The organism is Methanococcus maripaludis C5 (assembly GCF_000016125.1).
GTDB lineage: Archaea > AGJL01 > Methanococci > Methanococcales > Methanococcaceae > Methanococcus > Methanococcus maripaludis_D.
This window is the reverse complement of record NC_009135.1, coordinates 1,556,824-1,579,884: the sequence shown is the minus strand read 5'-3', so window position 1 is coordinate 1,579,884 and position 23,061 is coordinate 1,556,824. Positions and strand designations below refer to the sequence as shown.

Below are 23,061 nucleotides of genomic sequence, written 5' to 3'. Positions count from 1 at the left end.
ATTTCACTCAATCTTCATTTTAATAAAGATGGTAAATATAACTGTTGACATTAATCCTATTTTTCCCATTACAAGATCAACTGCATTTATAATGCCGTCAAATCCTTGCTGAGCACCTAATGCAGATTGTATCATCCCGGAAAAGGGAATAATTAATCCAATACCAAATATTAAGTTACCTAAATTTGATATTTGGAATTTTGAACTGTCTATTTTTGATAAAGATTCTCTAACTATTTCATTATATAAATTTTCAAGTAAAAGCTGAGTTCCACCTTTATTTGCTGCAAGAATAAGCTGATCATAAAGCTGTCTCATTATAAATATTTTAGTTCTTAATTTGGCCCTTTCAAGCGCTTCTACGAAGTTATAACCACCCTGATTAATATCTTTTATAACACTTCTAAATTCAAAAGAAGTAATTCCATATTCTGGATTATTTGCAATATTTTTCAAAGATTCCTGAATAGACGCGCCTGAATTTAGCATGGAAATAAGGTGCAAAATACTCATCAAGACTTGAATTTTAATTTCCCCCCTAAACAAGGTTAATTTTAGTTTTGGATAAAATATGCCTCCAATAACAACAATCACAGCTAAAAGTGCCCCATTCAAAAAACTTGAAATTATATTACCTATTAATATTCCATACAATATAAACAAAATAATTACACTAATGGCCACAATCATCATTTTTAAGAAATAAACTCGTTCATCAGCAATACCGGCATATTGATAATCTCTTTTAGATGGTAAAAATGACGTATTTGTAACCCAGTATGAAAAAGATCTAGAATATCCCCCTAATGCACCAAATTCCCCCTTTTCAAAAAGTAAATCGTCCAAATCAATACTTACTTCCGGAGTTTCATCAATATAAGGTTCATAAAACTCTAAAATATCATCATCATGTTCTATTTCTGTTTTTCTCTCAAATATTTTTTTTAAGTATTCGGATCTTCCAACTCGTGATACTTTTCTTTTTTTCGGAGTTTTAACTCTTTTTAATATATTGGTTAGTTTATCGAAAATACTCTGTTTTTTTTCAGTTTTTACTTTCATCTAAACCACGATCATTCCAACATATGTTTCAATACATTTTCTGGATTTTCCTGATATTGTTTAATTACATCGCCAACTTTTTTAATATCACTAATATTATTGTTCACCATGTATTTTAGTACTTTCTTTCTATTAATCCGATCATCCATTAATTCATCTCGAGTAATACCTGCAATCTGGCATACATCTTCTTCCCACATACAAATCCCAGTTTTTACAACACTGTCGCTTATTCCATCGTACTTAAAGAGTTCAGTTTTTGTAATATTTTCCCCACTTCCTCCGATTTCAACAACACCGAGGATTCTTCTAACAGTTTTTTTATTACGTTTGATACGTTGCTGGTTTATAATAAAGTCGATTGAAGACATCATAACTTTTGGAACGTTCATTGGCGGATTTACCAATCTGATAATTGCCTCATCAGCACTGTTTGCGTGCAGGGTTCCAGAACATCCATCATGTCCAGTGTTCATTGCAACAAGCAATGAATGAGCTTCACTACCCCTAACTTCCCCTACAAAGATCCTATCTGGTCTCATCCTTAAGGAATTCTTAATTAAATCATCCATCGTAATTTCATAGCCTTGGACCCCCGGCCTTCCAGGTCTTGTAATCATTTTTATCAAGTGTGTTAGTGGAACCTGTAACTCTGGAGTATCTTCAATAGTTACAATCCTATCAGTATACATCGAAAACATTGAAACTACATTTAATGTAGTGGTTTTACCCGAACCTGTTCCCCCAACAATCAAGGTGTTTGCAGGTTTTGCACCAAAGTATCCTTCGACAGCCTGCCAAAGAAATGCAGCGAGTTCTAAATCAAAGGTTCCGAAATTAATCAAATCAACAATAGTTAATGGGTCTTCACTAAATTTATGAATTGTAATGGTGTTTCCTTTTAATGTGACATCTCCCATAGTGGCGTTAACCCTACTTCCGTCGGGTAAAAATGCATCAAGCATCGGAGTTCTCGAATCAATGCTCCTACCTGCAAGATATGCAATACTTTCAACAACCCTGGTAGCTTCGTGCCTATCTAGTCGAACATTCGTTTCACACATCTGATATTTTCTATGGAATACAAATGCAGGTAATTCAACCCCATTTACCATTACTTCTTCTAATTTACTATCATTTAATGGAATTTCTAAAAGTCCTAATTTTCCAATTATTAAATAAAAATAATGTGATAGGTGGAGTATTTCAATATCTCTTAAATGTAAGTTATTTTTTTCAGAATAGTTTTTAATGTAGCCTTGAATTTGTCCGATTTTTTGAATTGTAGATTCTGAAAGTTCAGATTTTATTGTTTTAATATCTAAATCAGAAAATTTTGCAAGAGCAGTATTCATTAAGGTAATTTCCGGAATTTTGTATTTCGTAATGCCATCTTCTTTTTCAATAATTACGTCAAAATCAATATCATCAACTTTTACGAAGTATTTATCGAGTACAGATCCAGTAGACTCTCTTTCAAATGTTTCAACAGGTTGTTTTTTCACTTTATCCGATACTGAAAATCCCATTTTTATTTCAGTTTTTTTTTGTTCAACTTTTTCAGTTTTATCGAATAAATTTGGGGTTCCAGATACATTTTCAGAACTATTATTCTTTTTAGCGACATTGGGTTTAGAATCTTTATTTTGAATCCTGTCAAAAAGCCCCATATAATCACCTTATAATGTTACATCAATATCTAAATGTTCTGTTAGTTCTTTGTATCTATTTCTTATTGTAACCTCAGTAACGCCTGCAACATCTGCAACTTCCCTTTGGGTTCTCCTAGTTCCTTGTAAAACACTTGCAATATAAATTGCAGCGGCGGCAACTCCCGTAGGACCTCTACTGCTGGTAAGGCCTTTTTCCCCTGCTTTTTGCAGTATTGAAATTGCTTTTGATTCTACTTCTCCGGGGAGTTTTAATTCTGAAGCAAATCTAGGAACGTAATCCACAGGGTTTGTTGGAGCAAGCCTGATATTTAATTCTCTTGAAATAAATCTATAAGTTCTTCCTATTTCTTTTCTATCAACTCTAGAAACTTCTGCAATTTCGTCCAGAGTTCGTGGAACTTTACATCTTCTACATGCAGCATAGAGTGCAGCGGCGGCAACCCCTTCGATACTTCTTCCTCTAATTAATCCCTTTTCTACAGCGCCCCGGTAGAGAACTGCAGCGTTTTCCCTAACGTTTCTTGGAAGACCCAATTTTGATGCGATTCTGTCAAGTTCAGAAAGTGCAAAAGCTAAATTTCTTTCAGATGCATCAGAAACTCTGATTCTTCTCTGCCATTTTCTTAATCTATAGAGTTGAGCTCTTTTATCTGCAGAAATATCTTTTCCATAGCTGTCTTTATTTCTCCAGTCGATAACTGTTGATAAACCTTTATCGTGGATTGTATATGTCATTGGAGCCCCTACCCTACTTCTTTTCACACGCTGTTCGTGATCAAATGCTCTCCATTCGGGACCTACATCAAATAAGTTTTGCTGTAAAACGCATCCACACATTTCACAAACGATTTCAGCCCTTTCATAGTCTTTAATAATGCTTTTGCTACCACAAACAGGACAGATTAATTCTTCTTCCTTTTCCAAAATTACATTTTTATTTGAGTAATCTTCAGGTTTTGCAATAGCTAATTTAATCTTTCTTTCAGGCTTTTTGGTTTCTTCTTTTACAACAGATTCGACTTTCATGGTAACACCGTCTTAAAGTTATCTTTTTCCTTTTTTACGGGTTCGAGATTGTTTTTTGGGTTGTTCATTCATAACAAAAACATGATCGGATTCCAAGGTTTTTTCCGCGTCCTCTTCACTATAGGGGATTATTTTTACATAAGGTTCTTCAACAGGTCCAAATACATCGTAAATTTTACCGATCTTTTTAATTTTATCTTTAAGTTTTATTCCAACAGGTGAATTAAAACGAGGCTGTTTTTTAACACGCCCAATTATTTTTCCTTTTGGAGTTCTGTGCAATATATTTATTTTTTCCAACGAGATTCCCCCAAATCGAATGATTACCGTATATCGAAAATTATGAATATTTAACAATAAAATCGATTCATATATAGTTTTCGCACGATACTATTTATATATTTCGAAAAGTATATATATAATTTAAGAAATAGGATTGCAATTCTAAGAACGAAATGGAACCAGAAAAGAGATAAGTAGTGAAATCACAAATCATTTTATATACTATGTACAAAAGCCCCAGTATTTTAGTAATGGGATTCATAAATAACCCAAAAGTATTTAAAAAATAAGATAAGTTTGGGGTAACACAAAATATGTTTTTTACCACCTATTTAATATAAAATCTAAAAAAACAGGCCGAATTTAAATCCATTAAAAAATTTAAAATTAAAAATCCAATATTCTTTTTTTGTTTTTATCTAGAAAAGCTTTTTATCATTTACTTACCTTGTTTTTATAAAGGTAATTTTCGGACTTTAGATAATAATATATAGGTGGTTATTCGTGAATAGTAATAGCATTGAATATAGAAAGTTGGAACACCTTATTGTGTGCGACCACTGTGATGTGGAGTATCAAAAAGGAACCCTTCTTGAGGACGTTGAATTAATTCACAGCGGTATATCAAACTGCGATTTAGACGATATCGATACATCTATCGAAATTTTTGGAAAAAAATTAAATGCTCCGTTAATAGTAGCAGCAATAACTGGTGGACATCCTAAAGCAAAGGAAGTCAATAAAAATATTGCTATTGCTGTCGAGGAACTGAATTTAGGTATGGGCGTAGGTTCTCAAAGGGCTGCTATATCAAAAAGCTACCTTGAAGACACCTATTCTGTTGTACGGGATCACACTTCCTCTTTAATTATTGGAAATCTTGGAGCAGTTAACTTTGTGGAAGATTCATGGGACGAAGAAATTATTTCAAAGTCTGTAGAAATGATTGACGCAGATGCAATGGCAATTCATTTCAACCCACTACAAGAAGCAATACAGCCCGAAGGCGATGTAAACTTCAAAGGACTTAATATTTTAAAAGAAATAATTTCAAAATACAATAAACTTCATGGAAAAATCCCATTTATCGCAAAGCAAGTTGGCGAAGGATTTTCAAAAAAAGACACCATTTTTTTAAAAGAAATGGGTTTTGACGCGATAGATGTTGGCGGAAGCGGTGGAACTTCCTGGGCTGCCGTGGAACTTTACAGAATAAAAGATGAAGAGCAGAAGAATTTTTCAAACCAGTATTTTAACTGGGGAATTCCAACTGCCGCATCAGTTCTGGAAGTAAAGTCGGTCTTTTCAGGGCCAATAATTGCAACAGGCGGAATCAGGACTGGAATCGATATCTCAAAATCAATTGCAATTGGTGCAAACTGCTGTGGAACTGCTTTACCAATTTTAAAAGCAGCCTTAAAGTCTTCAGAAGCTGTTACAACTGTGCTTGAAAGAATGATTAAAGAATTAAAGACTACAATGTTTTTAACAGGTAGTAATAATATAAACGAACTAAAATCTGCCAGATATATTTTAAAAGGCGATTTAAAGAATTGGAATGATCAGATTTAATAATTTAAATATTATCCATCGGAATTTTTTCAATCTTATTTATTCAGGTATTTAAAAAAGGAAGTGATAATTTGCAGTTAGAAGTAGTCGCAATAGGTGGATACGAGGAAGTCGGAAGAAACATGACTGCCGTAAATATCGACGGTGAGATCATAATTTTCGACATGGGTGTCAGACTCGACAGGATAATGATTCACGAGGATACAGACATCTCAAAAATGCACAGTTTAAACTTAATCGAGATGGGCGTAATTCCAGACGATACAGTAATGAAAAATATTGAAGGAGAGGTTAAGGCAATTGTTTTAACGCACGGACACCTCGACCACATCGGAGCAATTACAAAACTTGCGCACAGGTACAACGCTCCAATTATTGGAACTCCATATACTTTAGAACTCGTAAAAAGAGAAATTTTAAGCGAAAAGAAATTTGATGTTAGAAATCCTCTAATCACTTTAGAAAACGGAAATAAATTAGATTTAACAGCAAATATTACTTTAGAATTTGTAAAAATTACACACAGTATTCCTGATGCTGCAATGGCAGTTCTTCACACACCTTACGGTGCAGTGGTTTATGGAAACGACTTTAAATTTGATAATTTCCCAGTAGTTGGCGAAAAACCAGATTACAGGGCATTAAAAAGAATTGGAAAACAGGGCGTAATTGCAATGGTTTCAGAAAGTACGAGGGTTGATTACGAAGGAAAAACAGCATCAGAAGGAGTCGCTGCAAACCTTTTGAAAAACGACCTTTTAGGGACTGACAATGAAGACAATGCTGTGGTAGTAACTACTTTTTCGTCACACATTGCAAGAATCAAATCTATTACAGATATCGCATCAAAAATGGGTAGGATTCCAGTGCTTGTTGGAAGATCAATGTCAAAATACTGCGGAATTGCACAAGACATTGGGTTAGTTAAATTCCCAAAAGAAACAAAAATCTGCTGGGACCCTTCATCAATCGATAAAACTTTCCATCAGGTAATGAAAGACGGAAAAGAAAACTATCTGATGATTGTTACAGGACACCAAGGTGAAGAAGGCGCGGTTTTATCAAGAATGGCAACTAATAAAACAGCATTCAGGTTTGAAAAATACGATCAGGTTGTATTTTCAGCAGATGTTATTCCAAACCCCATGAATGCGGCACAAAGATATTTATTAGAGGCAAGGTTAAAGTTAGCAGGAGTCAGGTTATTTAAAGGAGCTCACGTATCTGGACACGCGGCAAAAGAAGATCACAGGGACATATTAAGATGGTTACAACCAGAACACTTAATACCTGCTCACGGTGATTTTAATTTAACGTCATCATATGCTAAATTAGCAGAAGAAGAAGGATTCAGACTCGGTGAAGATGTACACTTACTCAGAAACGGTCAAAGTTTGAAATTCGAAAGAGTAATTTAATAGAGGTGCTATAATGGTGTTTGATAGGGAAATATTGTCAAAAATCGATTCTGAACTCAAAAAATATATGGAAAAGGATACTAAACTTTATGGTGCGTCAAAACACCTTTTACTTGCAGGCGGTAAAAGAGTAAGGCCTTACCTTTCAATTATAACATATCTCTTGAAAAAAGATGATATTACTGAAATACTGGCACCAGCACTTTCTGTTGAATTAATTCATAATTATACGTTAGTCCACGACGATATAATGGATAACGATGACCAAAGAAGAGGAATGCCAACAGTTCACACGATTTATGGTGAACCAATTGCAATTTTAGCTGGAGATTTATTATATGCAAAAGCTTTCGAAGCTCTTTCAAATATTGAAGACAGTAAAAAGGCTCATGAAGTTTTAAAAGTGCTTTCAAAAGCCTGTGTTGAAGTTTGTGAAGGACAAACTGACGACATGGAATTTGAAGAAAGATTTCCTACTTTAGACGAGTACTTTGACATGATTTCCAAAAAAACAGGTGCTTTAATTGTAGCTCCTGTAGAAATCGGGGCAGTTATGGCAAACTGTACTCCTGAAGAAAGAAAAGCACTTTGTAATTACGCAAAAAGAATTGGAATGACTTTCCAAATTCAGGATGATGTTTTAGATTTAATTGGGGATCAAAAAACAATCGGAAAACCTGTTGGAAGTGACATTGTCGAAGGTAAAAAGACAATGATGGTAATTTACGCAATGGAAAACCTTTCTGAAGATAAAAAAGAAAGATTATTACAAATTTTGGGAAACAAAGATGCAACAGCTGATGAAGTTTCCGAAGCAATTGCAATTTTAGCAGATTCTATCGAATACGCGAAAAACACAATGAAAAAAGCGACAGAAGAAGCTAAAGATTACTTAAAAATATTTGATGCGGAAAAAAGAAAGAATCTCGAAAGCATTGCTGATTTTATCATTGAAAGAATTCACTAATTATTTTTAATTAACTATTTTATCTTTTTTTAAAATTTAAAGGTGTTTTAATGAAAATTCCTAAAATTTACGTTGAAGGAGAATTAAACGATGGCGACCGTGTCGCAATCGAAAAAGATGGAAATGCAATAATTTTTTTAGAAGAAAATGAAGAATATTCTGGAAATGGCAAACTTCTTTATCGGGTAATTTATGATGATTTAGCCAAATATTTGAGTTTAGACGAGCTAAAAAAAGATGTTTTAATTCAATATCCTGATAAACACACATTTACTTATCTTAAAGCAGGAACAAAACTTGTTTCCGTAGTTGCAGAAGGTTATGAAGTTTATCCAATAATGGATTTTGGTTTCAGGGTTTTAAAAGGGTACAGACTCGCAACACTCAAAAGTAAAAAAGGAGATTTGAGGTACGCTAATTCCCCCATAAGTGGAACCGTCATATTCATGAATGAAATCCCTTCAGAAAGAGCAAACTACGTATTTTACATGCTTGAAGAATAATTTTTCATTCTGAATTTTTCGAGTACTGGTATCCCCAGGAACCCGTAATCTGTCCTTTTTTCGCCATTTTTCCCAAAATATCTAGAATTTCCTTTTCAAGAGGTTCTGGAGTACTATTTTCAAAGTAAGTTCCACAAAGCGACATGAAGTAGTGTGCATGTACTTTTCCATTCTTTTTTATAATGTATTTCATCAAATCGATACTTTCTTTTCTTTGAATTTCTGTTTCATTTGGAAAACCAAATATAAAATCAACTTTTGGAATCAAATCGCATTTTTTAGAAGTTTCAACTGCATTTATAACATCCGAAACTGTGTGGCCACGTCTTATATGTTTTAAAACTTCATCACTACCACTCTGTGCTCCAAAATGAATGTATCTATTATCACAGTATTTATTTATCAAATCAAGGGTTTCTGAAGTTACAAATTCAGGCCTCACTTCTGAGGGAAACGTTCCAAAAAATAGCCTTTTTTTAATTTCAAAAAGGTGTTTCATCAATTTTTCTAGTTTTTCGATATTTGGTTTCGTTCCGGTTTTAGACCCATATGAAAATGCATTTGGAGTTACAAACCTGATATCCCCCATAGTTTTTACAATTTTTACGATACTTTCAATACTTCTATGTCGTATATTTTTTCCAAATATCTGCGGAGTTTGGCAGAATCTACAGTTGTATGGACATCCTCTTGTAATTTCTATTGGTGCAAGGGGCCAGATTTTTTCATAATCCTCAAAATTCTCAATTGGTATTCCTTTTATTATTTTTTCAGGGGTTTTTCCTGATTTTATGGAGTTTATAAGATTCGGTAGCGAAATTTCTCCTTCACCAATTATAACGTGATCAAAACCCATATTTAAGGTATCTTCTGGACATCCTGATGGGTGAGGGCCTCCAGCGATTAAAATAATATCTCTTTTAAGTTTTTTTAATTCGTTTATTTCGTTTAAAACTTCTTTTTCCTGCATACTCATAAATGAATATATCACTATCTCTAAAGAATCTAAATTCTCAATTATTTCATTAAATTCTTTGAATAAACTCCCGCCTACCAACGGATATAATTTTGAGATACTGTACTTGTTTTTCGAAGTCATTCTAAATCCAATCATAACTTTAAATAATTATGATTGGTATATAAAATTGACAGTAGTTTGGAGGTGCCTTTTTGAAGAAAAGACCAACTCTATATATCAAGATACACTACCCCGGAAGCACTGTGGAAGGAGAATATGACTTTGAAGCTGTAGTAAAACTTAAAAATAAGTATATTAAATATTTAGAAACTGGAAAAGGTACTGGTACGTTATTATTTAACGAAGACAAGAGAAACTTTGCAGTAATTGGTTTTCAGCAGATCTGTGCAATAGAAGTCGATAAAACTTTGATCTTCATGGATGAATTCGAGCGAGAATGGGATAAAGTCTATAAGGTAAGATAATTTTTAATATTTTTAGTAATGGTGATTTAATGGCAAAAACAAAAAAAATAGCAAAAACAGCAAAGGTCGCGGAAAATGCTTCGATTATGGGGGACGTTGAACTCTGTGAAAATGCAAATATTTGGTACGGGGCTGTATTAAGGGCAGATATTAGTAAAATAACGATTAAAGATAATTCAAACATACAGGATAACTGTGTTGTTCACGGCTCCATAGGCGCTCCTGTTTTTATTGGAGAAGGCGTTTCTGTAGGGCACGCTGCAGTAGTTCATGGATGTACTATCGAAGAAAACGTTCTTATCGGAATGAATTCGACTATATTAACAGGTGCAAAAATCGGTAAAAACTCAATAATTGGGGCAAATGCGCTTGTATCCCAAAATAAAGAAATTCCACCAAACAGTCTTGTTTTAGGGGTTCCTGGAAAAGTTGTGAGAACTTTAACTGATGAAGAAGTAGATTCAATAAGAGAGAATGCAAAAAGGTATGTCGAATTATCAAAAAACTTATAATGTTTAAAAATCAATGTGACTAGTGATGTAAATTAATCGGGTGAAAAAATGGTCAAATTAGGATTTGTTATCGCAGAATTCAACAGAGATTTAACATTTATGATGGAAAAATTGGCAGAAGAACACGCTGCGTTTTTAGGTGCAGATGTTTCATGCAAAGTAATGGTTCCAGGATCATTTGATATGCCTCTTGCAATCAAAACACTCCTCCAAAAAGACGATATCGATGCAGTTGTTACAATCGGTTGCGTTATCGAAGGGGACACTGAACACGATGAAATTGTGGTTCAAAATGCAGCAAGAAAAATCGCAGACTTATCTTTAGAATTTGGAAAACCAGTTGCACTTGGAATTGCGGGTCCAGGAATGACAAGAATGCAAGCTGAAGATAGAATCGATTATGGTAAGAATGCAGTTGAAGCTGCTGTTAAAATGGTAAAAAGACTTAAAGAAATCCAATAATTTAAAATTAAATTTATTAATCTTTTTTTAGTGATTTTATGAATGTTTTAAAAGAAGTTTATTCTACAATCGAGAAAAGAATTCAGGAAAAACCTGAAGGTTCATACGTTGTTAAAATAACAACTGACGACAAAAAGACAGCTGTAAATAAAATCTGTGAAAAGGTCGGTGAAGAAGCCGCAGAAGTTATCCTTGCAGCAAAAGATAACAACAAAGCAGAAATAATTTACGAAAGCGCGGATTTAATATTCCATACAATGGTATTGCTCGCAAAATCAGGAATTACGTATGAAGAATTGAGTGAAGAATTCAAGAAAAGAATGAAATAACTTATTTTAAATATTTTTTTAGGTTAAAATCGTACCAAAAATTCAAAATAGTTCCGAAAAATATAATACTAAAGTACGATATTAGGCGGTACAAAACCACAACTGCGGAACTTTCAGTTATTCCAATATTTTTAAGATTTAATATAAATATTAACGCATATTCAACCACGCCAAGTCCAGACGGGGTGAATGGAACTGCAGTTAATAGTGAACCCGATAAATCCGTAAATATCGGGAATATTAATCCATAATTTAGCCCCAATGCAAAAAATATGAAGTAAATTGTAAATCCTTCAGTTATCCAGGAAATTATCGAAATAAACAATAATTTCGGGATCGAACTTATTTTCAATGTACGAAGTCCCCTTTCAAAATTACTTAAAATATTTCCCACAACTTTAAATTCCGTATTTTTTACAAAATACCTGTTAATTTTTAAAAAAATCAAGGTTATCAGTATTAATGCAAATATTATTAAAATTCCGTATTTTAGTGTAATAATTATTTCAAAAGGAATACCTTTTTCAAATGAAATATATGCAAAAATTAAAAGAATGGGTATCATAGTACTCAGATCAAAGATTCGTTCTAAAAAAACTGTAGAAATACTCAAAGATATTGGGTCATTGGTTTTTTGTTTTAGGAGATAACTTCTATAGAGATCACCTATTTTTGCAGGTATTATGGAGTTCACAAACATTGATAGATAAAATATCATGGAAACATCTTTTAATTTGATATCAATACCTGCATCATTTAACAACAATTTCCATCGAATACTTTTTAAGAAAATTGATGCATAATAAAACACCAACGCCACAAAAAACCATGCAAAATTTGCATTTTTAAGGGTATTAATTAGTATAAAAAAATCCAATTTTAAAAAAATCCAATAAAGTATCAAAAAAGATATCAAAAAAGATAGGAATGTCTTTTTATTTAGAAAATGTTTTTTTAAATTCTGCAAAATTTCACTCGATTTTTAATTTAATTTATTTTTTTAAATCTCCATTTTAAAAGCGTTTCAATTGCTTTAACGCCATCAGACCATTTAATTTTTTTACCCTCTTTTTTAGTTCTCGGGTAATAATTTATTGGAATTTCTTTGATTTTATAACCTTTTCTAATTATTTTGGCAGTGATTTCAGGTTCCCATTCAAAACCATTCCCTTCTGCATTTACTAAAATATCTTTCAAATCAGAATGAAATACTTTATAACAGGTAGGTTCATCTGTTAAAAATACACCATATAAAACGTCAGTGGCTAAAGTTACACCTATGCCTCCGATTAAAAATGAAATATGGGAGTATTTATTGTCCTTATTTTTAATCCGTGAACCATAAACTATTTTTGCTTTTTTTTCCAAAATTGGTTTTATTAATTTTGAGTAGTCGTTTGGGTCGTATTCTAAATCAGCATCCTGAATAATGATAATATCTCCTGTGGACTTTCGCATCCCTTCTTTTAATGCACTGCCTTTACCGCCATTTTTTTTACTTAATAACTTAATATTCGATTCAGGAAATTTTTTAATCGAATTTTCTATAATCTGTTCCGTTCCATCTGTAGATCCATCGTTTACTATAATTATCTCTTTATCAACCGGCAAAGTTACAGCAACAACTTCTTCAAGCGTTTTTAGGATTGTTTTTTCTTCATTGTATGCAGGGATAATTATCGAAAGTTTCATTTTTTCACATTAATTTTATAAAGTACAGCGATTTTTTGATCTTGGTAACTATAATTCCAAACTTCAGTTAAATATTCATTTAAATTAGTATTCCATGGCATTTGGTAGCTTCTGTAGTTTTCCGGAGAAATATACATCAAATCGTATTTTCTGATATCATCACGTCTTTGTGATGGATCTACCCAGTAATTCATTTCATAATACGAAACATTATTTTCCATAAGTTCCGTTTTCAAGGAATCATCAGAATACGCAATTAATGGATCGTACATACCAATTAAATTATTATTATCATCAAATTGGTATTCTGAGTTAATCCAGTAGTAATCCCAGTATAAATATTGTATATTATATTTTTCAATCAGTTCCAATTTCTTTTCAGTATCATTACCATATAATATAATTGCAGCAATCATGTCTCGTTCAGGTAAATTAGTATATGGGTCATTTTGTTGCGCCCAACGATTAACAAGTACTTTTCTGCCACTTAATCCGTTTAACGCAAAACTCAATTCTTTTGTAGATAATATTACATCATTAATATCAGTATTCTCTATCAAATAATTATTTAAAGAAACATGTAACTCTGAAAATTCTGAGCGACCTGCTTCTGCCCATTGGTCATTATTTATGTAGTTTGAGAACATGTATGCACTATTTGCAGTCAGTAATAAAAATAATGATCCAAAAACAATCATATTCTTTGTTACTTTATCTGAATTTTTAATTAATTGTTCATAGATATAATTTAAACCACAAAGTGAAATTAATAATGCCGATACCCAAAGGTAAAATGAAGACATGTATGTTGGAACGAAATTCATTTTTAAAAGCGGTTCTGTTATTATGTAGCAGAAGGTTGCGAAAAGGGAACCAAATACGAATAATTTAAAGAATCGATTTTCTTCTTCTCTAGATTTATACAATGAAAATATCCCTACAATTAATATTACCGAAGAAATTATTCCGACAGCTGATTTGATATTGAATATATATTGTAGGATGCTATCGATGAAAAACTTAATTTGTATGTCTATCCTTCCAAAATCTGGAGTATCCATATGGAGCCTATCATAAGGCCTAACTAGCTTCAGTATAAATATTGGTTTATACCAGTATAGCATGGATATCGGTAAGCCAAAAATTGTAAACAGCCCCAATTTTTTCCAATTTTCTACAATGTATTCTTTAATACCGTTTATACTGTTAAATTGATATTTTTTGTAAATTTCATATGTTATGAAGGTAGTAATAATTAATGTTGCACCAACAAATGCCACAGTATGGGATATTGCGAGTAATCCATAAATTATTCCTAAAAAACCATAATTTAATGTTTTTTTATTGTTAAATGACAGGTACAACACAAGAATAAATAGTGGAATCATAATCTGTTTTGTAAATGGTGTGTATTTTAATAAGGGGTATATCGAAATTCCATTTGCTAACACGACACCGATCAATGAAACCCATTCGTTTTTAAACAATGTTTTAAATGCAATAAACCAAATGATACTTCCCAATGCAAACAATACTGTTGATAAATAGATCATCCCCTGAAATGCATCTACCTCAAATATTTTACAGAATTCTGCACATATTATTCCATAAAGTGGTAAATATCCGGGAGTTCCGCCTAAAATAGAAGAACTTTCAAAAGGATCTCCGCCAGATAAGATATGCATGACTGAACCCATTTGGTAGTAATAATCTCCACCATAAATTGGTGATGGGAGTGACTGAAACTCTGAAGTTCCACCGTACTGTAAAAAAACTCCAAATAATATATAAAAAATTAATAAAAAAATCGGTAGTTTTAATTTAATATTTTTCACAAAACTCACCCGTAATTATTTCAAATACTTTTTAAGAATTTTTGGAAATATTGTTCCTTCAATTAGATTCAAAATATCGGTTCTGGTAAGGATCCCAACTGCATATTCTTCGTTATCCACTACAATTAACCTTCCAACGTTATATTTTTCCATCAAAATTAATGCATCATATATTTTTTCATTTTTTGAAACGGTATATATTTTTTCAGCCATTAATTCTGTTACATTTTCATTTTCAAGACCTCTTGAAACTGCTTCTGCGACATCATGTAGGCTTAATACTCCAAGAAGCTTTTTTCCATCCATTACGGGAATTCCGCTTATATTTGCATCTGCAAGTAGCTTTGCGGCATCTCGAATCGTTTTTTCAGGAGTAATATATATTAATTTTTCTTTTATTCCAACGTCCCCCACAGAGATTCCCGGAACGCTCGCAACACTTATTACATCCATTAATAAAATATGGTTGATATCATCTCTTCCGACGATTTTTCCCAAAATCACAATTTTGTTGTGGTGTGTTGGTCCAACTTTTACAATATCCCCTTCTGAAAATTTTCTAGTGTCCCCATTAACGTATATTTTTGAAGAACATGATTTTTCTCTTGTTACGGTATCAAACACAATTTTTGTAACACTAACCCCTTCAACAAGATTTTCATTTTTATAAATTGGAACGGTAATTTCTTCCTCTGTTTCAAGTCCGAGTGAACGATATGTTAAACTTGTTGGAATGTATCCACCTTTTGGACCGGGAACTCCATCAACAAGATTCAACGCTCTTAATGCCTGCATCTGGTTTCTAATTGTTCCAGGATTTCTGCTTAATCGAATTGCAATTTCTGTTCCTTTTACAGCCTTATTTTTTTCCCTGTAAATTGAAATTAATTCTTGAAGTATCTCTTTCTGAACTATTGTAAGTTCCATGTTCCCACCGTTAAAAATGATTATAAACCGTGATTATAAATAGTGACATACATAATATGGTTTCTAATTGGTATAATAATTTTATGATTTAATTATAAAATCCGCAAAAAAGAGTTTAAATATATTTAAAAATCTAATGGTATGATTTTACAAGGAATATTCTTTTCTAAGTATTTTAAAAATGATTTCAAGCCATAAACTTCGGTTCCGTAATGAGTTCCATCGATAACGGTTAGTTCGAGTTCTTCTGCAATTATTTTTGAGTGGTGCGTTAAATCTCCAGAAATATAAACGTCTGCAAAATTTGATACATATCGAATGGAATCTTGTGAAAAGCCGTATCCTGAAAGAACTGCTACTTTCAACTGTTTTTTATCGTATATGCTTTTAGGAACAACGGTTTCTGGAACTGTAAATATATTTTCTTTTGTAATTTTTAAAATATCTTCGAATGTTCCATCCAAGGTTCCGATTCTTCCCAGACCGTCATCATATATATTTTTAACATCTTTTAAACCATATAATTCTGCCAAACAATCATTAAGTCCGTTTTTACATATATCGAGGTTTGTATGTGCGCTATATAATGGAATATCCTTTTCAGTTAATATTTTCAACTTTTTATAAATGGTGCTCGTGAAATTTCTTATTGGATCTTTTAAAATCGGGTGGTGAGTAAATAAAAAGTCTATATCTTCGGATTTTGCTTTTTCTATAACTTTTAGGGACGCATCTAATGCAATTCCTAATTTTTCAACTTTTTTTTCGAGATTCAGTCCAACCTGAAGCCCGATATTGTCTCCCGGAATTGCAAGTTCCTTTGGAGCAAACTTTTCAATTATTTCTATGATTTCAAAAGCTTTCATTTTTTCCAACCCGTAATTACCTGTAATTCTTCAAATAAAAATTTTAAAGATCCAGTCTGTTTAGCAACAAATCCCAAATTTTCCATTTTTTCTATGGTTTTGTTTCCATCAGTAAGTGATGACTGTAGAATTTGAACTGTTCCTTTTTCATTTAAATGGTTAATTACTTCGTCTAAAAATTTATCTAATACCTCTCTTCCGTTTTTTCCACCATCAAATGCATAATTTAGGTATTTTTCCAATTTTTCTTCATCAGATGTTGGAAGATATGGGGCATTGAATAAAATCACATCAAATTTTTCGTCAATATTTTTGAAAAGATCGCCAGTTTTAAATGACAGCTTTTTGGAATTGATTTCGTTTGATTTAGAATTTGTTTTTGCACATTCCACTGCGTAAGGGTTTATATCGATTCCGATAACTTTTGAGGCACCCTTTTTTACGGCATTTATTGCCTGAATTCCACTTCCAGTTCCTACGTCAAGAACGGATTTATTTTTTACATCAACTAAATTTTCAATAAGAAGTTCACTATCTTCTGCAGGAACATATACATTAGGATGCGTTTTTATCTTTATTCCGTTTATTTCAATGATTTTTATCATAACAATCTATTTTTTACATTTTCCAGATTTCATCGCCGATAAAATGGATGGTTTTAATTGCTTTTCCTTTTTTTTCTTCAACCATTGTTTTTCCACCCATCAAAGCTTCTCCAACGGATAAAGGCTTTTTGTGAGTTACGTCAACTACGAATACAATGTCTCCTTCTTGGATATTTTCGTCAGCTTCGACGATTCCCGGGGCCATGACGTCTGCACCGTTTGCGATGAATTTTACGGCACCCATGTCTACAGTAACCTTATTGTTTTCGATATCCATATTTAAAAGGAACTTCAATGTTGGAAATATCCTTCCATTGTTTACCATTGCAAGAGGGGTCCCGTCTAAAAGGATTATTTCGCCTTCTTCGGTTACCGCTTTTTCAACGACTGCTTTTTTTGGAATTATTTTTTCAACGTCAAAAATATTTCCAAGTTCATCCTTTAATTCCTTTAATTCTTTCTTTTTTAGCATGTATCTTCTTTTTATTTCCATATTTTCACAGTTAAATATTTTTCAAGATTTTAAAACAGTTTAAAATAATATTTTAAAGAATAAGTAAGTTTAGGTTAAAAAAGTAAATTAAGAAAAGTATTTTATCTATTCTATAATTTCGTAAGCAGTGTTTCTCTGTTTTGGAATTCTTCCAACTGCTAAAATCATGTCTTTTAATTTTTCTTCACTCATGAAAGTTCCGTAACTTCCACCCGCTGCTTTTGAGATGCTTTCTTCCATCAAAGTTCCGCCAATGTCGTTTGCACCACAATTTAGTGAAACTTGGCTTAATTTTGTTCCAAGTTTTACCCAGGAAGTCTGTATGTTTTTGATGTAATCTTTAAAGAAAATTCTTGAAATCGCGTAAGTTTTCAAATCAAGCATTCCAGAAGCTCCGCTTTTTACTCTTTCCATATGGTGGAGTGGCGCATTTTCATGTAAAAATGTCAATGGTACAAATTCTGTAAAACCGCCAGTTTCCTTTTGAATTTTTCTTAAAATCGATAGGTGTTCCGCAAGATGTTTATTTTCTTCGATATGGCCGTACATCATAGTACACGTTGTTTTAATGCCAGTTTTATGTGCATTTGTTACAACATCAATCCATTCGGAAGTTTTTAATTTTGTAGGGCAGATTTCAGACCTTATTTCATCATTCAATATCTCAGCAGCAGTTCCAGGCATGCTGTTTAAACCATTTTCTTTTAAAATTTTTAAAGCTTCGTTTACACTTAATCCTGCATTTTCTGCAGCGGATTTAACTTCCATTGGAGAAAATGCATGCACAACTATTTCTTCATAAGGTTCAGTGATTTTTTTAACTTTTTTTAGAATTTCAGCTTGAAAATAGGTATCAATTTCTTTTAAAAGGCCACCCTGAATACAAACTTCAGTAGCACCAATTTTTCTAGCTTCAAGTGCTTTTTTAGCAACTTCATCAGGATTTAAAAAAAACGCATTCGGATCGCCATGTTCTGCTTTAAATGCACAGAATTTACAGGTTCCGCTACAGACGTTTGTAAAGTTAATATTTGCATTAACGACATAAGTTACCGTATCCCCGACAATATCCTTTCTAATAGAATCTGCGAGTTTTATTACATCAAAAAAGTTTTCAGTATCTTCAAATAGTTCCAGGCAGTCTTTTTTTGAGATTTCTTTTTCCTTAAAAGACATCAAATCCATTAAATCACCAATCGATCTATAAATATCTTCAAGACTATTTTTTAATATTTAAATATTTCGATGATATTAACTGCTAATTCGGGACTAAATCATTAAAAAACGAAAAATAGGGGATTTTATTCAATTATTTCGTAAAGTGTGGTTCTTTCTTTTGGAATTCTTCCAATACTTTTAATGGCGTTTCTCATTACATCTACGCTCGCATCTTCGTAGATACTTCCTGCAGCCTTTGAAACTTTATCTTCAACTAAAGTTCCACCAAGGTCGTTTGCACCAGACTTTAAAATTAACTGGCTCAATTTAGTTCCAATTTTTACTCTTGGGGCTTGGATGTTTTTTATAACGTCTTTAAATAAAATTCTCGAAACTGCGTAGAGTTTTAACTCGTAAAGTCCGGTTGCTCCATCTTTAACCCTTCCAGCTTTATGGAGTGGGGTGTTCTCGTGTAAATATGAAAGCGGAATAAATTCTGTAAATCCGTTTGTATCTTCCTGGATTTCTTTTAAAATTGATAAGTGATCAACAACATGTTTGTATTCTTCAATATGGCCGTAAATTATTGTAGATGTTGTTGTAATTCCGGTTTTGTGCGCAGTTTTTATAATGTCCACCCATTTTTTAACAGGCATTTTTAGTGGACAGATATCTGATCTTACATCATCATCGAGTATTTCAGCAGCGGTTCCAGGAACTGACCTTAAACCTGCTTCACTTAACATTTTTAAGGCTTCCTTTACATCAATTCCTGCATTTTCTGCACCGTTTAATATTTCCTGTGGCGAATATGCGTGGACATATATTCCACCGAGTTTTGAAGTTTCGATATTTACTTTATTTAATGTTTCAACCTGGAAGTGTGTATCGACATCAGGGTGAATTCCTCCGTGGATTGTAACTTCTGTAAGCCCTGCTTTTTTAGCAATAACTGCTTTTTTAGCAATTTCATTAGCATCCAACCGAAATGCGCCAGGACTGTTTTTTGAAACGCTGAATGCACAGAATTTACATCCCATCGTGCACACGTTTGTAGTTTCAATATTTGTGTTATTTACATAAGTTACCGTATCCCCGACAATATCCTTTCTAAGAGAATCTGCGAGTTTTATTACATCAAAAAAGTTTTCGGTATCTTCGAATAGCTCAAGGCATTCTTTTTTTGAGATTTCTTTTTCCTTAAAGGACATCAAATCCATTAAATCACCGGATAATTTCTAAGTTCCACTAGGGGTTTTTCGTATATAAAATTGAGCATAGCTAATTACTACGTTAATTCGGATAATACGTTTACTAATTGGTCGAAAATTCGCTGCAACCACTTTAATATATATAATTTTCTATTTATTGAGAATAGAAAGTACATTATATTGCTGATTAGTAATTATACTTGTTATATTAAAACTCTAGAAATAGGAAGGTGGCAGAATGAAATTTGGTATCGAATTTGTTCCAAACGAACCAATAACCAAACTAGCATACTACGTTAAAATGGCAGAAGACAATGGATTTGAATTCTGCTGGATTACAGACCACTACAACAACAGAAACGTATACATGACCTTAGGAAACCTTGCAGCAGCAACAAACAAGATCAAGTTAGGTCCTGGTGTTACAAACCCATACGTAAGAAGCCCAGCAATCGCGGCATCCGCAATGGCTACTGTAGATGAATTATCAGGCGGTAGAGCTACATTTGGTATCGGCCCTGGTGACAAAGCAACATTTGATGCATTAGGCATTGAATGGACAAAACCAGTAGGAACAATCAAAAAAGCAATCGCAGACTTCAAAGAATTAACGGCTGGAAAAAGAATGGCAGAAGGTGCACAACTTGCAATTAAACCTTCAGCAAAAATCCCAATTTACATGGGAGCACAAGGCCCTAAAATGTTAGAAACCGCAGGAGAAATTGCTGACGGTGTTTTAATTAACGCTTCAAACCCAAAAGACTTCGAAGCAGCAGTTCCTTTAATTAAAAAAGGAGCAGAAGCAGCAGGAAGAAGCATGTCAGAAATTGACGTTGCAGCATACGCATGCATGTCAGTAGACAAAAAAGCAGAAAAAGCTAAACAAGCAGCAATCCCAGTTGTAGCATTCATCGCTGCTGGTTCACCTCCTATGATCTTAGAAAGACACGGAATTGACCCTGCTAAAGTTGATGCAATCAGAGCAGGATTAAAAGAAGGAAACTTCGGTGCAGCATTCGGAAACGTTGACGAAGCAATGTTAGAAGGATTTGCTTTATACGGTACACCTGAAGAAGTTGTAGAAAAAGTAAAAGCATTAGAAGCAATGGGTGTAACCCAAATTGTTGCTGGATCCCCAATCGGACCAAACAAAGAAACCAGCATCAAATTAATTGGAAAAATCATTAAAGAATTCCAATAATTAAATAACTTTTTTAAATTTTTTTTAAATTTTGAAAAAAAAGAGTTTTATTTTAGTTTTAAAGGTTTATTTCGCCTTTGATTTTTCAATGTATTTTTCAATCATTTTAGCTTCGATTTTTGAAGTTATTCCAAGTCTCTCTAAAACAATCTCTGTAAGAAGTCTTTTTAAAATTTCTTTTCCTTCTTTTGCGTCATCAATTGTTCCCAATTTTTTTGTAGTTCCTGGAGACTTTAATTTTACTAACGCGCCTGAAATATCTTCTTCTTTGACTCTTCCTTTTTTCTTTTCGTATATTTCATCTGCAATTTCGCCAATTTTTTTCATATCAAATGGCAAAAAATCTTTTATTTTTATAGAGAGAGTTTCTTCTATCGATGCTAAAACCCTAGCAATTTCTTCATTGGATGTGTTTTCATCAATTTTGATTTTTTTAGAAACGTACCATTTTCCTTTTTTAGCATTAAACTGTATTCGTTCTTCAGACATAAAACCACCTGAATAAAACAAGTTAATATAATCTTAAAACTATATCCTGTTTAAATTATATAAAATAGTTTTCAATTGAAATCAAAACAATATAAAAAAAGTAAGATAATTAGTACATTTCAAGGGTTTTTTTCAAAATAGGATTTTGAATATCTTCTTCTGAGATTTCAGAAATTTCTACAACTTTGATGTTTGCTCTTTTTACAGCATGTTTGCTACCCATTTCTGAGTACATGGTTTCTAAAGCGTCATCTTCTTTTACAACGTTGTATTCTTTTGTGAATACCATTGGTTCATCTTTTCCAATGATTTCTCCTTTTATTCTTACGATTTTTGCCATATTATCACCATAATAATATTATTAATCTATTAAATCTAGAGCTTCTTCAATTTTTAAGATCTCAGGACCTGAGGTGTCGCCTCCGACAACAGCTCCTTTGATGTTTGCTAGAATGCACGCGCCAACTGAAGTTACACCCCTATTTGCAGTGCCCCTTTCAACGTAGTCCACTCTTAAAATGTCTTGAATCCATTCTAATTCTAATTCATCAGTTAGTGGGTGAACCAGGCATCCTTTATCGGTTGCAACTCCATTTGAACCAACTGTTGGGAGTTCAGCGTAGTTTCCTACTCCGGATTCTACATCTAATACATCCTCAATAGTCTTTCTAAATCTGGATAATTCTTCCGAAATTATGCATCCTTTATTGTTAGTTAATATTAAGTTACCAAATGCCGTGTTTTTAGCTTTAAGTCTTTCTAAATTAACGTCCAGACTGTTTTCTTTTAAAAACATTTTAATTAATTCAACTTCTTTTTCAGTCGTTATGTCAGGTACTAAAAGTCCGTTGGAGTTTCCAACACATAAGGAGCCTATTAAAGAGCTGTTTGAAATGTTTAACTGAGTTGCAGGAATGTCGAGTACGTTTTTCATACGTTCCATCGTTTTTTGATCAACTGAAAGAGGAAAAAACCCATAATCTTCAGTTGCGAGTGAATGTACTCCTAGTGTGGACACTCCAGAAAAGTATGTTTTCATTATCATAGTACCACAGTGTTTCTAGAGAAAGAAGCAGAGATTATTCTATTAATGTTGCTTTAACAACATCTCCTTCTTTTACAACTTTAACTCTAACTTTAGCAGGGATTTTGTTTAAACTTCTTTCCCATACTTTTTCGTTTATTGAATTGTCAAGTTTTACAATGTCTGATTTCATGTGTTTCTTTAAGAAATCTCTAATTGCCCTCATAGCTCTTGGAGCTCTTTTTGTTGTAGGGCTTTTGTTTGTTACGTCTCTCAAAGGGATTGTATATATTCTTTCTTCTTCCATAGTA

27 protein-coding genes are annotated in these 23,061 nt (G+C 32.8%); 9 read left to right on the top strand and 18 right to left on the bottom strand.

Features of this window, described 5'->3' with window-relative positions:
* Nucleotides 1-3: 3 nt before the first annotated feature.
* From MMARC5_RS08370 to MMARC5_RS08355, 4 genes are read right to left on the bottom strand one after another with little or no spacing between them, the layout of a single operon-like run.
* A complete protein-coding gene (locus MMARC5_RS08370) occupies nucleotides 4-1,062 on the bottom strand; it encodes a type II secretion system F family protein (RefSeq protein ID WP_011869385.1) in 1,059 nt (352 codons plus the stop codon).
* A gap of 11 nt (nucleotides 1,063-1,073) precedes the next feature.
* Nucleotides 1,074-2,732: a type II/IV secretion system ATPase subunit gene (locus tag MMARC5_RS08365; RefSeq protein WP_011869384.1), complete on the bottom strand. Its 1,659-nt coding sequence runs from the start codon at nucleotides 2,730-2,732 to the stop codon at nucleotides 1,074-1,076.
* Between the two features lie 9 nt (nucleotides 2,733-2,741).
* A complete protein-coding gene (locus MMARC5_RS08360) occupies nucleotides 2,742-3,761 on the bottom strand; it encodes a transcription initiation factor IIB (RefSeq protein WP_011869383.1) in 1,020 nt (339 codons plus the stop codon).
* A gap of 18 nt (nucleotides 3,762-3,779) precedes the next feature.
* Nucleotides 3,780-4,061, bottom strand: coding sequence for a Gar1/Naf1 family protein (locus MMARC5_RS08355; RefSeq protein ID WP_011869382.1), 282 nt, complete (start codon nucleotides 4,059-4,061; stop codon nucleotides 3,780-3,782).
* A 486-nt stretch (nucleotides 4,062-4,547) separates the two neighbouring features.
* Here MMARC5_RS08355 and fni point away from each other — a divergent pair, with 486 nt between their 5' ends.
* The 4 genes from fni (at nucleotide 4,548) to MMARC5_RS08335 (ending at nucleotide 8,503) form a co-directional block, all read left to right on the top strand.
* Nucleotides 4,548-5,615: a type 2 isopentenyl-diphosphate Delta-isomerase gene (gene fni / locus MMARC5_RS08350; RefSeq protein WP_011869381.1), complete on the top strand. Its 1,068-nt coding sequence runs from the start codon at nucleotides 4,548-4,550 to the stop codon at nucleotides 5,613-5,615.
* Nucleotides 5,616-5,686: 71 nt separating this feature from the next.
* Nucleotides 5,687-7,033, top strand: coding sequence for an RNase J family beta-CASP ribonuclease (locus tag MMARC5_RS08345; protein WP_011869380.1), 1,347 nt, complete (start codon nucleotides 5,687-5,689; stop codon nucleotides 7,031-7,033).
* Nucleotides 7,034-7,046: 13 nt separating this feature from the next.
* Nucleotides 7,047-8,000, top strand: a complete 954-nt coding sequence (locus tag MMARC5_RS08340; protein WP_011869379.1) for a polyprenyl synthetase family protein — start codon at nucleotides 7,047-7,049, stop codon at nucleotides 7,998-8,000.
* Between the two features lie 50 nt (nucleotides 8,001-8,050).
* Nucleotides 8,051-8,503, top strand: a complete 453-nt coding sequence (locus MMARC5_RS08335; protein ID WP_011869378.1) for a DUF2118 family protein — start codon at nucleotides 8,051-8,053, stop codon at nucleotides 8,501-8,503.
* Nucleotides 8,504-8,507: 4 nt separating this feature from the next.
* On the opposite strand, the gene MMARC5_RS08330 is transcribed toward MMARC5_RS08335, so the two are convergent.
* Nucleotides 8,508-9,617, bottom strand: a complete 1,110-nt coding sequence (locus MMARC5_RS08330; protein ID WP_011869377.1) for a TIGR04013 family B12-binding domain/radical SAM domain-containing protein — start codon at nucleotides 9,615-9,617, stop codon at nucleotides 8,508-8,510.
* 56 nt (nucleotides 9,618-9,673) lie between these two features.
* Between MMARC5_RS08330 and MMARC5_RS08325 the strand changes: the two genes are divergently transcribed.
* Genes MMARC5_RS08325 through hisE form a run of 4 tightly spaced genes read left to right on the top strand, consistent with a single transcriptional unit; the run spans nucleotide 9,674 to nucleotide 11,249 of the window.
* Nucleotides 9,674-9,946, top strand: coding sequence for a hypothetical protein (locus MMARC5_RS08325; protein WP_011869376.1), 273 nt, complete (start codon nucleotides 9,674-9,676; stop codon nucleotides 9,944-9,946).
* Nucleotides 9,947-9,975: 29 nt separating this feature from the next.
* A complete protein-coding gene (locus tag MMARC5_RS08320; RefSeq protein WP_011869375.1) occupies nucleotides 9,976-10,458 on the top strand; it encodes a gamma carbonic anhydrase family protein in 483 nt (160 codons plus the stop codon).
* Nucleotides 10,459-10,506: 48 nt separating this feature from the next.
* Nucleotides 10,507-10,920: a 6,7-dimethyl-8-ribityllumazine synthase gene (gene ribH / locus MMARC5_RS08315; RefSeq protein WP_011869374.1), complete on the top strand. Its 414-nt coding sequence runs from the start codon at nucleotides 10,507-10,509 to the stop codon at nucleotides 10,918-10,920.
* Between the two features lie 38 nt (nucleotides 10,921-10,958).
* Nucleotides 10,959-11,249 (top strand): phosphoribosyl-ATP diphosphatase, encoded by a 291-nt coding sequence (hisE, locus tag MMARC5_RS08310; protein WP_011869373.1) that lies wholly within the window; start codon nucleotides 10,959-10,961, stop codon nucleotides 11,247-11,249.
* Nucleotide 11,250: 1 nt separating this feature from the next.
* Here hisE and MMARC5_RS08305 read toward each other — a convergent pair whose 3' ends face one another.
* The 9 genes from MMARC5_RS08305 to cofH (MMARC5_RS08265) form a co-directional block, all read right to left on the bottom strand.
* Nucleotides 11,251-12,165 (bottom strand): flippase-like domain-containing protein, encoded by a 915-nt coding sequence (locus tag MMARC5_RS08305; protein WP_269208426.1) that lies wholly within the window; start codon nucleotides 12,163-12,165, stop codon nucleotides 11,251-11,253.
* A 71-nt stretch (nucleotides 12,166-12,236) separates the two neighbouring features.
* Complete coding sequence (locus MMARC5_RS08300; RefSeq protein ID WP_011869371.1) at nucleotides 12,237-12,941, bottom strand: glycosyltransferase family 2 protein; 705 nt, start codon at nucleotides 12,939-12,941, stop codon at nucleotides 12,237-12,239.
* Nucleotides 12,938-14,776: a hypothetical protein gene (locus tag MMARC5_RS08295; protein ID WP_011869370.1), complete on the bottom strand. Its 1,839-nt coding sequence runs from the start codon at nucleotides 14,774-14,776 to the stop codon at nucleotides 12,938-12,940. The genes MMARC5_RS08300 and MMARC5_RS08295 overlap by 4 nt, the downstream gene beginning before the upstream one ends.
* A 15-nt stretch (nucleotides 14,777-14,791) precedes the next feature.
* Complete coding sequence (locus tag MMARC5_RS08290; protein WP_011869369.1) at nucleotides 14,792-15,703, bottom strand: CBS domain-containing protein; 912 nt, start codon at nucleotides 15,701-15,703, stop codon at nucleotides 14,792-14,794.
* A gap of 125 nt (nucleotides 15,704-15,828) precedes the next feature.
* Nucleotides 15,829-16,569: a Nif3-like dinuclear metal center hexameric protein gene (locus MMARC5_RS08285; protein ID WP_011869368.1), complete on the bottom strand. Its 741-nt coding sequence runs from the start codon at nucleotides 16,567-16,569 to the stop codon at nucleotides 15,829-15,831.
* The gene (locus tag MMARC5_RS08280; RefSeq protein WP_011869367.1) at nucleotides 16,566-17,174 is read right to left on the bottom strand and encodes a HemK2/MTQ2 family protein methyltransferase; all 609 of its coding nucleotides are present in this window, start codon (nucleotides 17,172-17,174) and stop codon (nucleotides 16,566-16,568) included. Before MMARC5_RS08280 ends, MMARC5_RS08285 begins: the two co-directional genes overlap by 4 nt.
* Before the next feature lie 13 nt (nucleotides 17,175-17,187).
* Nucleotides 17,188-17,667, bottom strand: coding sequence for an RNA-binding protein (locus MMARC5_RS08275; RefSeq protein WP_011869366.1), 480 nt, complete (start codon nucleotides 17,665-17,667; stop codon nucleotides 17,188-17,190).
* Nucleotides 17,668-17,772: 105 nt separating this feature from the next.
* The gene (gene cofH / locus MMARC5_RS08270) at nucleotides 17,773-18,852 is read right to left on the bottom strand and encodes a 5-amino-6-(D-ribitylamino)uracil--L-tyrosine 4-hydroxyphenyl transferase CofH (protein ID WP_011869365.1); all 1,080 of its coding nucleotides are present in this window, start codon (nucleotides 18,850-18,852) and stop codon (nucleotides 17,773-17,775) included.
* A 116-nt stretch (nucleotides 18,853-18,968) separates the two neighbouring features.
* Nucleotides 18,969-20,045 (bottom strand): 5-amino-6-(D-ribitylamino)uracil--L-tyrosine 4-hydroxyphenyl transferase CofH, encoded by a 1,077-nt coding sequence (cofH, locus tag MMARC5_RS08265; protein ID WP_011869364.1) that lies wholly within the window; start codon nucleotides 20,043-20,045, stop codon nucleotides 18,969-18,971.
* Nucleotides 20,046-20,274: 229 nt separating this feature from the next.
* On the opposite strand from cofH (MMARC5_RS08265), the gene mer reads away from it, so the two are divergent.
* Nucleotides 20,275-21,237, top strand: coding sequence for a 5,10-methylenetetrahydromethanopterin reductase (gene mer, locus MMARC5_RS08260; protein ID WP_011869363.1), 963 nt, complete (start codon nucleotides 20,275-20,277; stop codon nucleotides 21,235-21,237).
* 66 nt (nucleotides 21,238-21,303) lie between these two features.
* Here mer and MMARC5_RS08255 read toward each other — a convergent pair whose 3' ends face one another.
* The 4 genes from MMARC5_RS08255 to MMARC5_RS08240 form a co-directional block, all read right to left on the bottom strand.
* Nucleotides 21,304-21,726 carry a DUF2666 domain-containing protein gene (locus MMARC5_RS08255; RefSeq protein ID WP_011869362.1) on the bottom strand — a complete coding sequence of 141 codons (423 nt, stop codon included), beginning with the start codon at nucleotides 21,724-21,726 and terminating at the stop codon, nucleotides 21,304-21,306.
* A 109-nt stretch (nucleotides 21,727-21,835) separates the two neighbouring features.
* A complete protein-coding gene (rpl18a, locus tag MMARC5_RS08250) occupies nucleotides 21,836-22,066 on the bottom strand; it encodes a 50S ribosomal protein L18Ae (RefSeq protein WP_011869361.1) in 231 nt (76 codons plus the stop codon).
* A 21-nt stretch (nucleotides 22,067-22,087) separates the two neighbouring features.
* Entirely contained in the window at nucleotides 22,088-22,771 is a 684-nt protein-coding gene (locus MMARC5_RS08245) for a translation initiation factor IF-6 (protein WP_011869360.1), read from the bottom strand.
* A 34-nt stretch (nucleotides 22,772-22,805) separates the two neighbouring features.
* Nucleotides 22,806-23,057 (bottom strand): 50S ribosomal protein L31e, encoded by a 252-nt coding sequence (locus MMARC5_RS08240; RefSeq protein WP_011869359.1) that lies wholly within the window; start codon nucleotides 23,055-23,057, stop codon nucleotides 22,806-22,808.
* Between the last annotated feature and the right edge of the window lie 4 nt (nucleotides 23,058-23,061).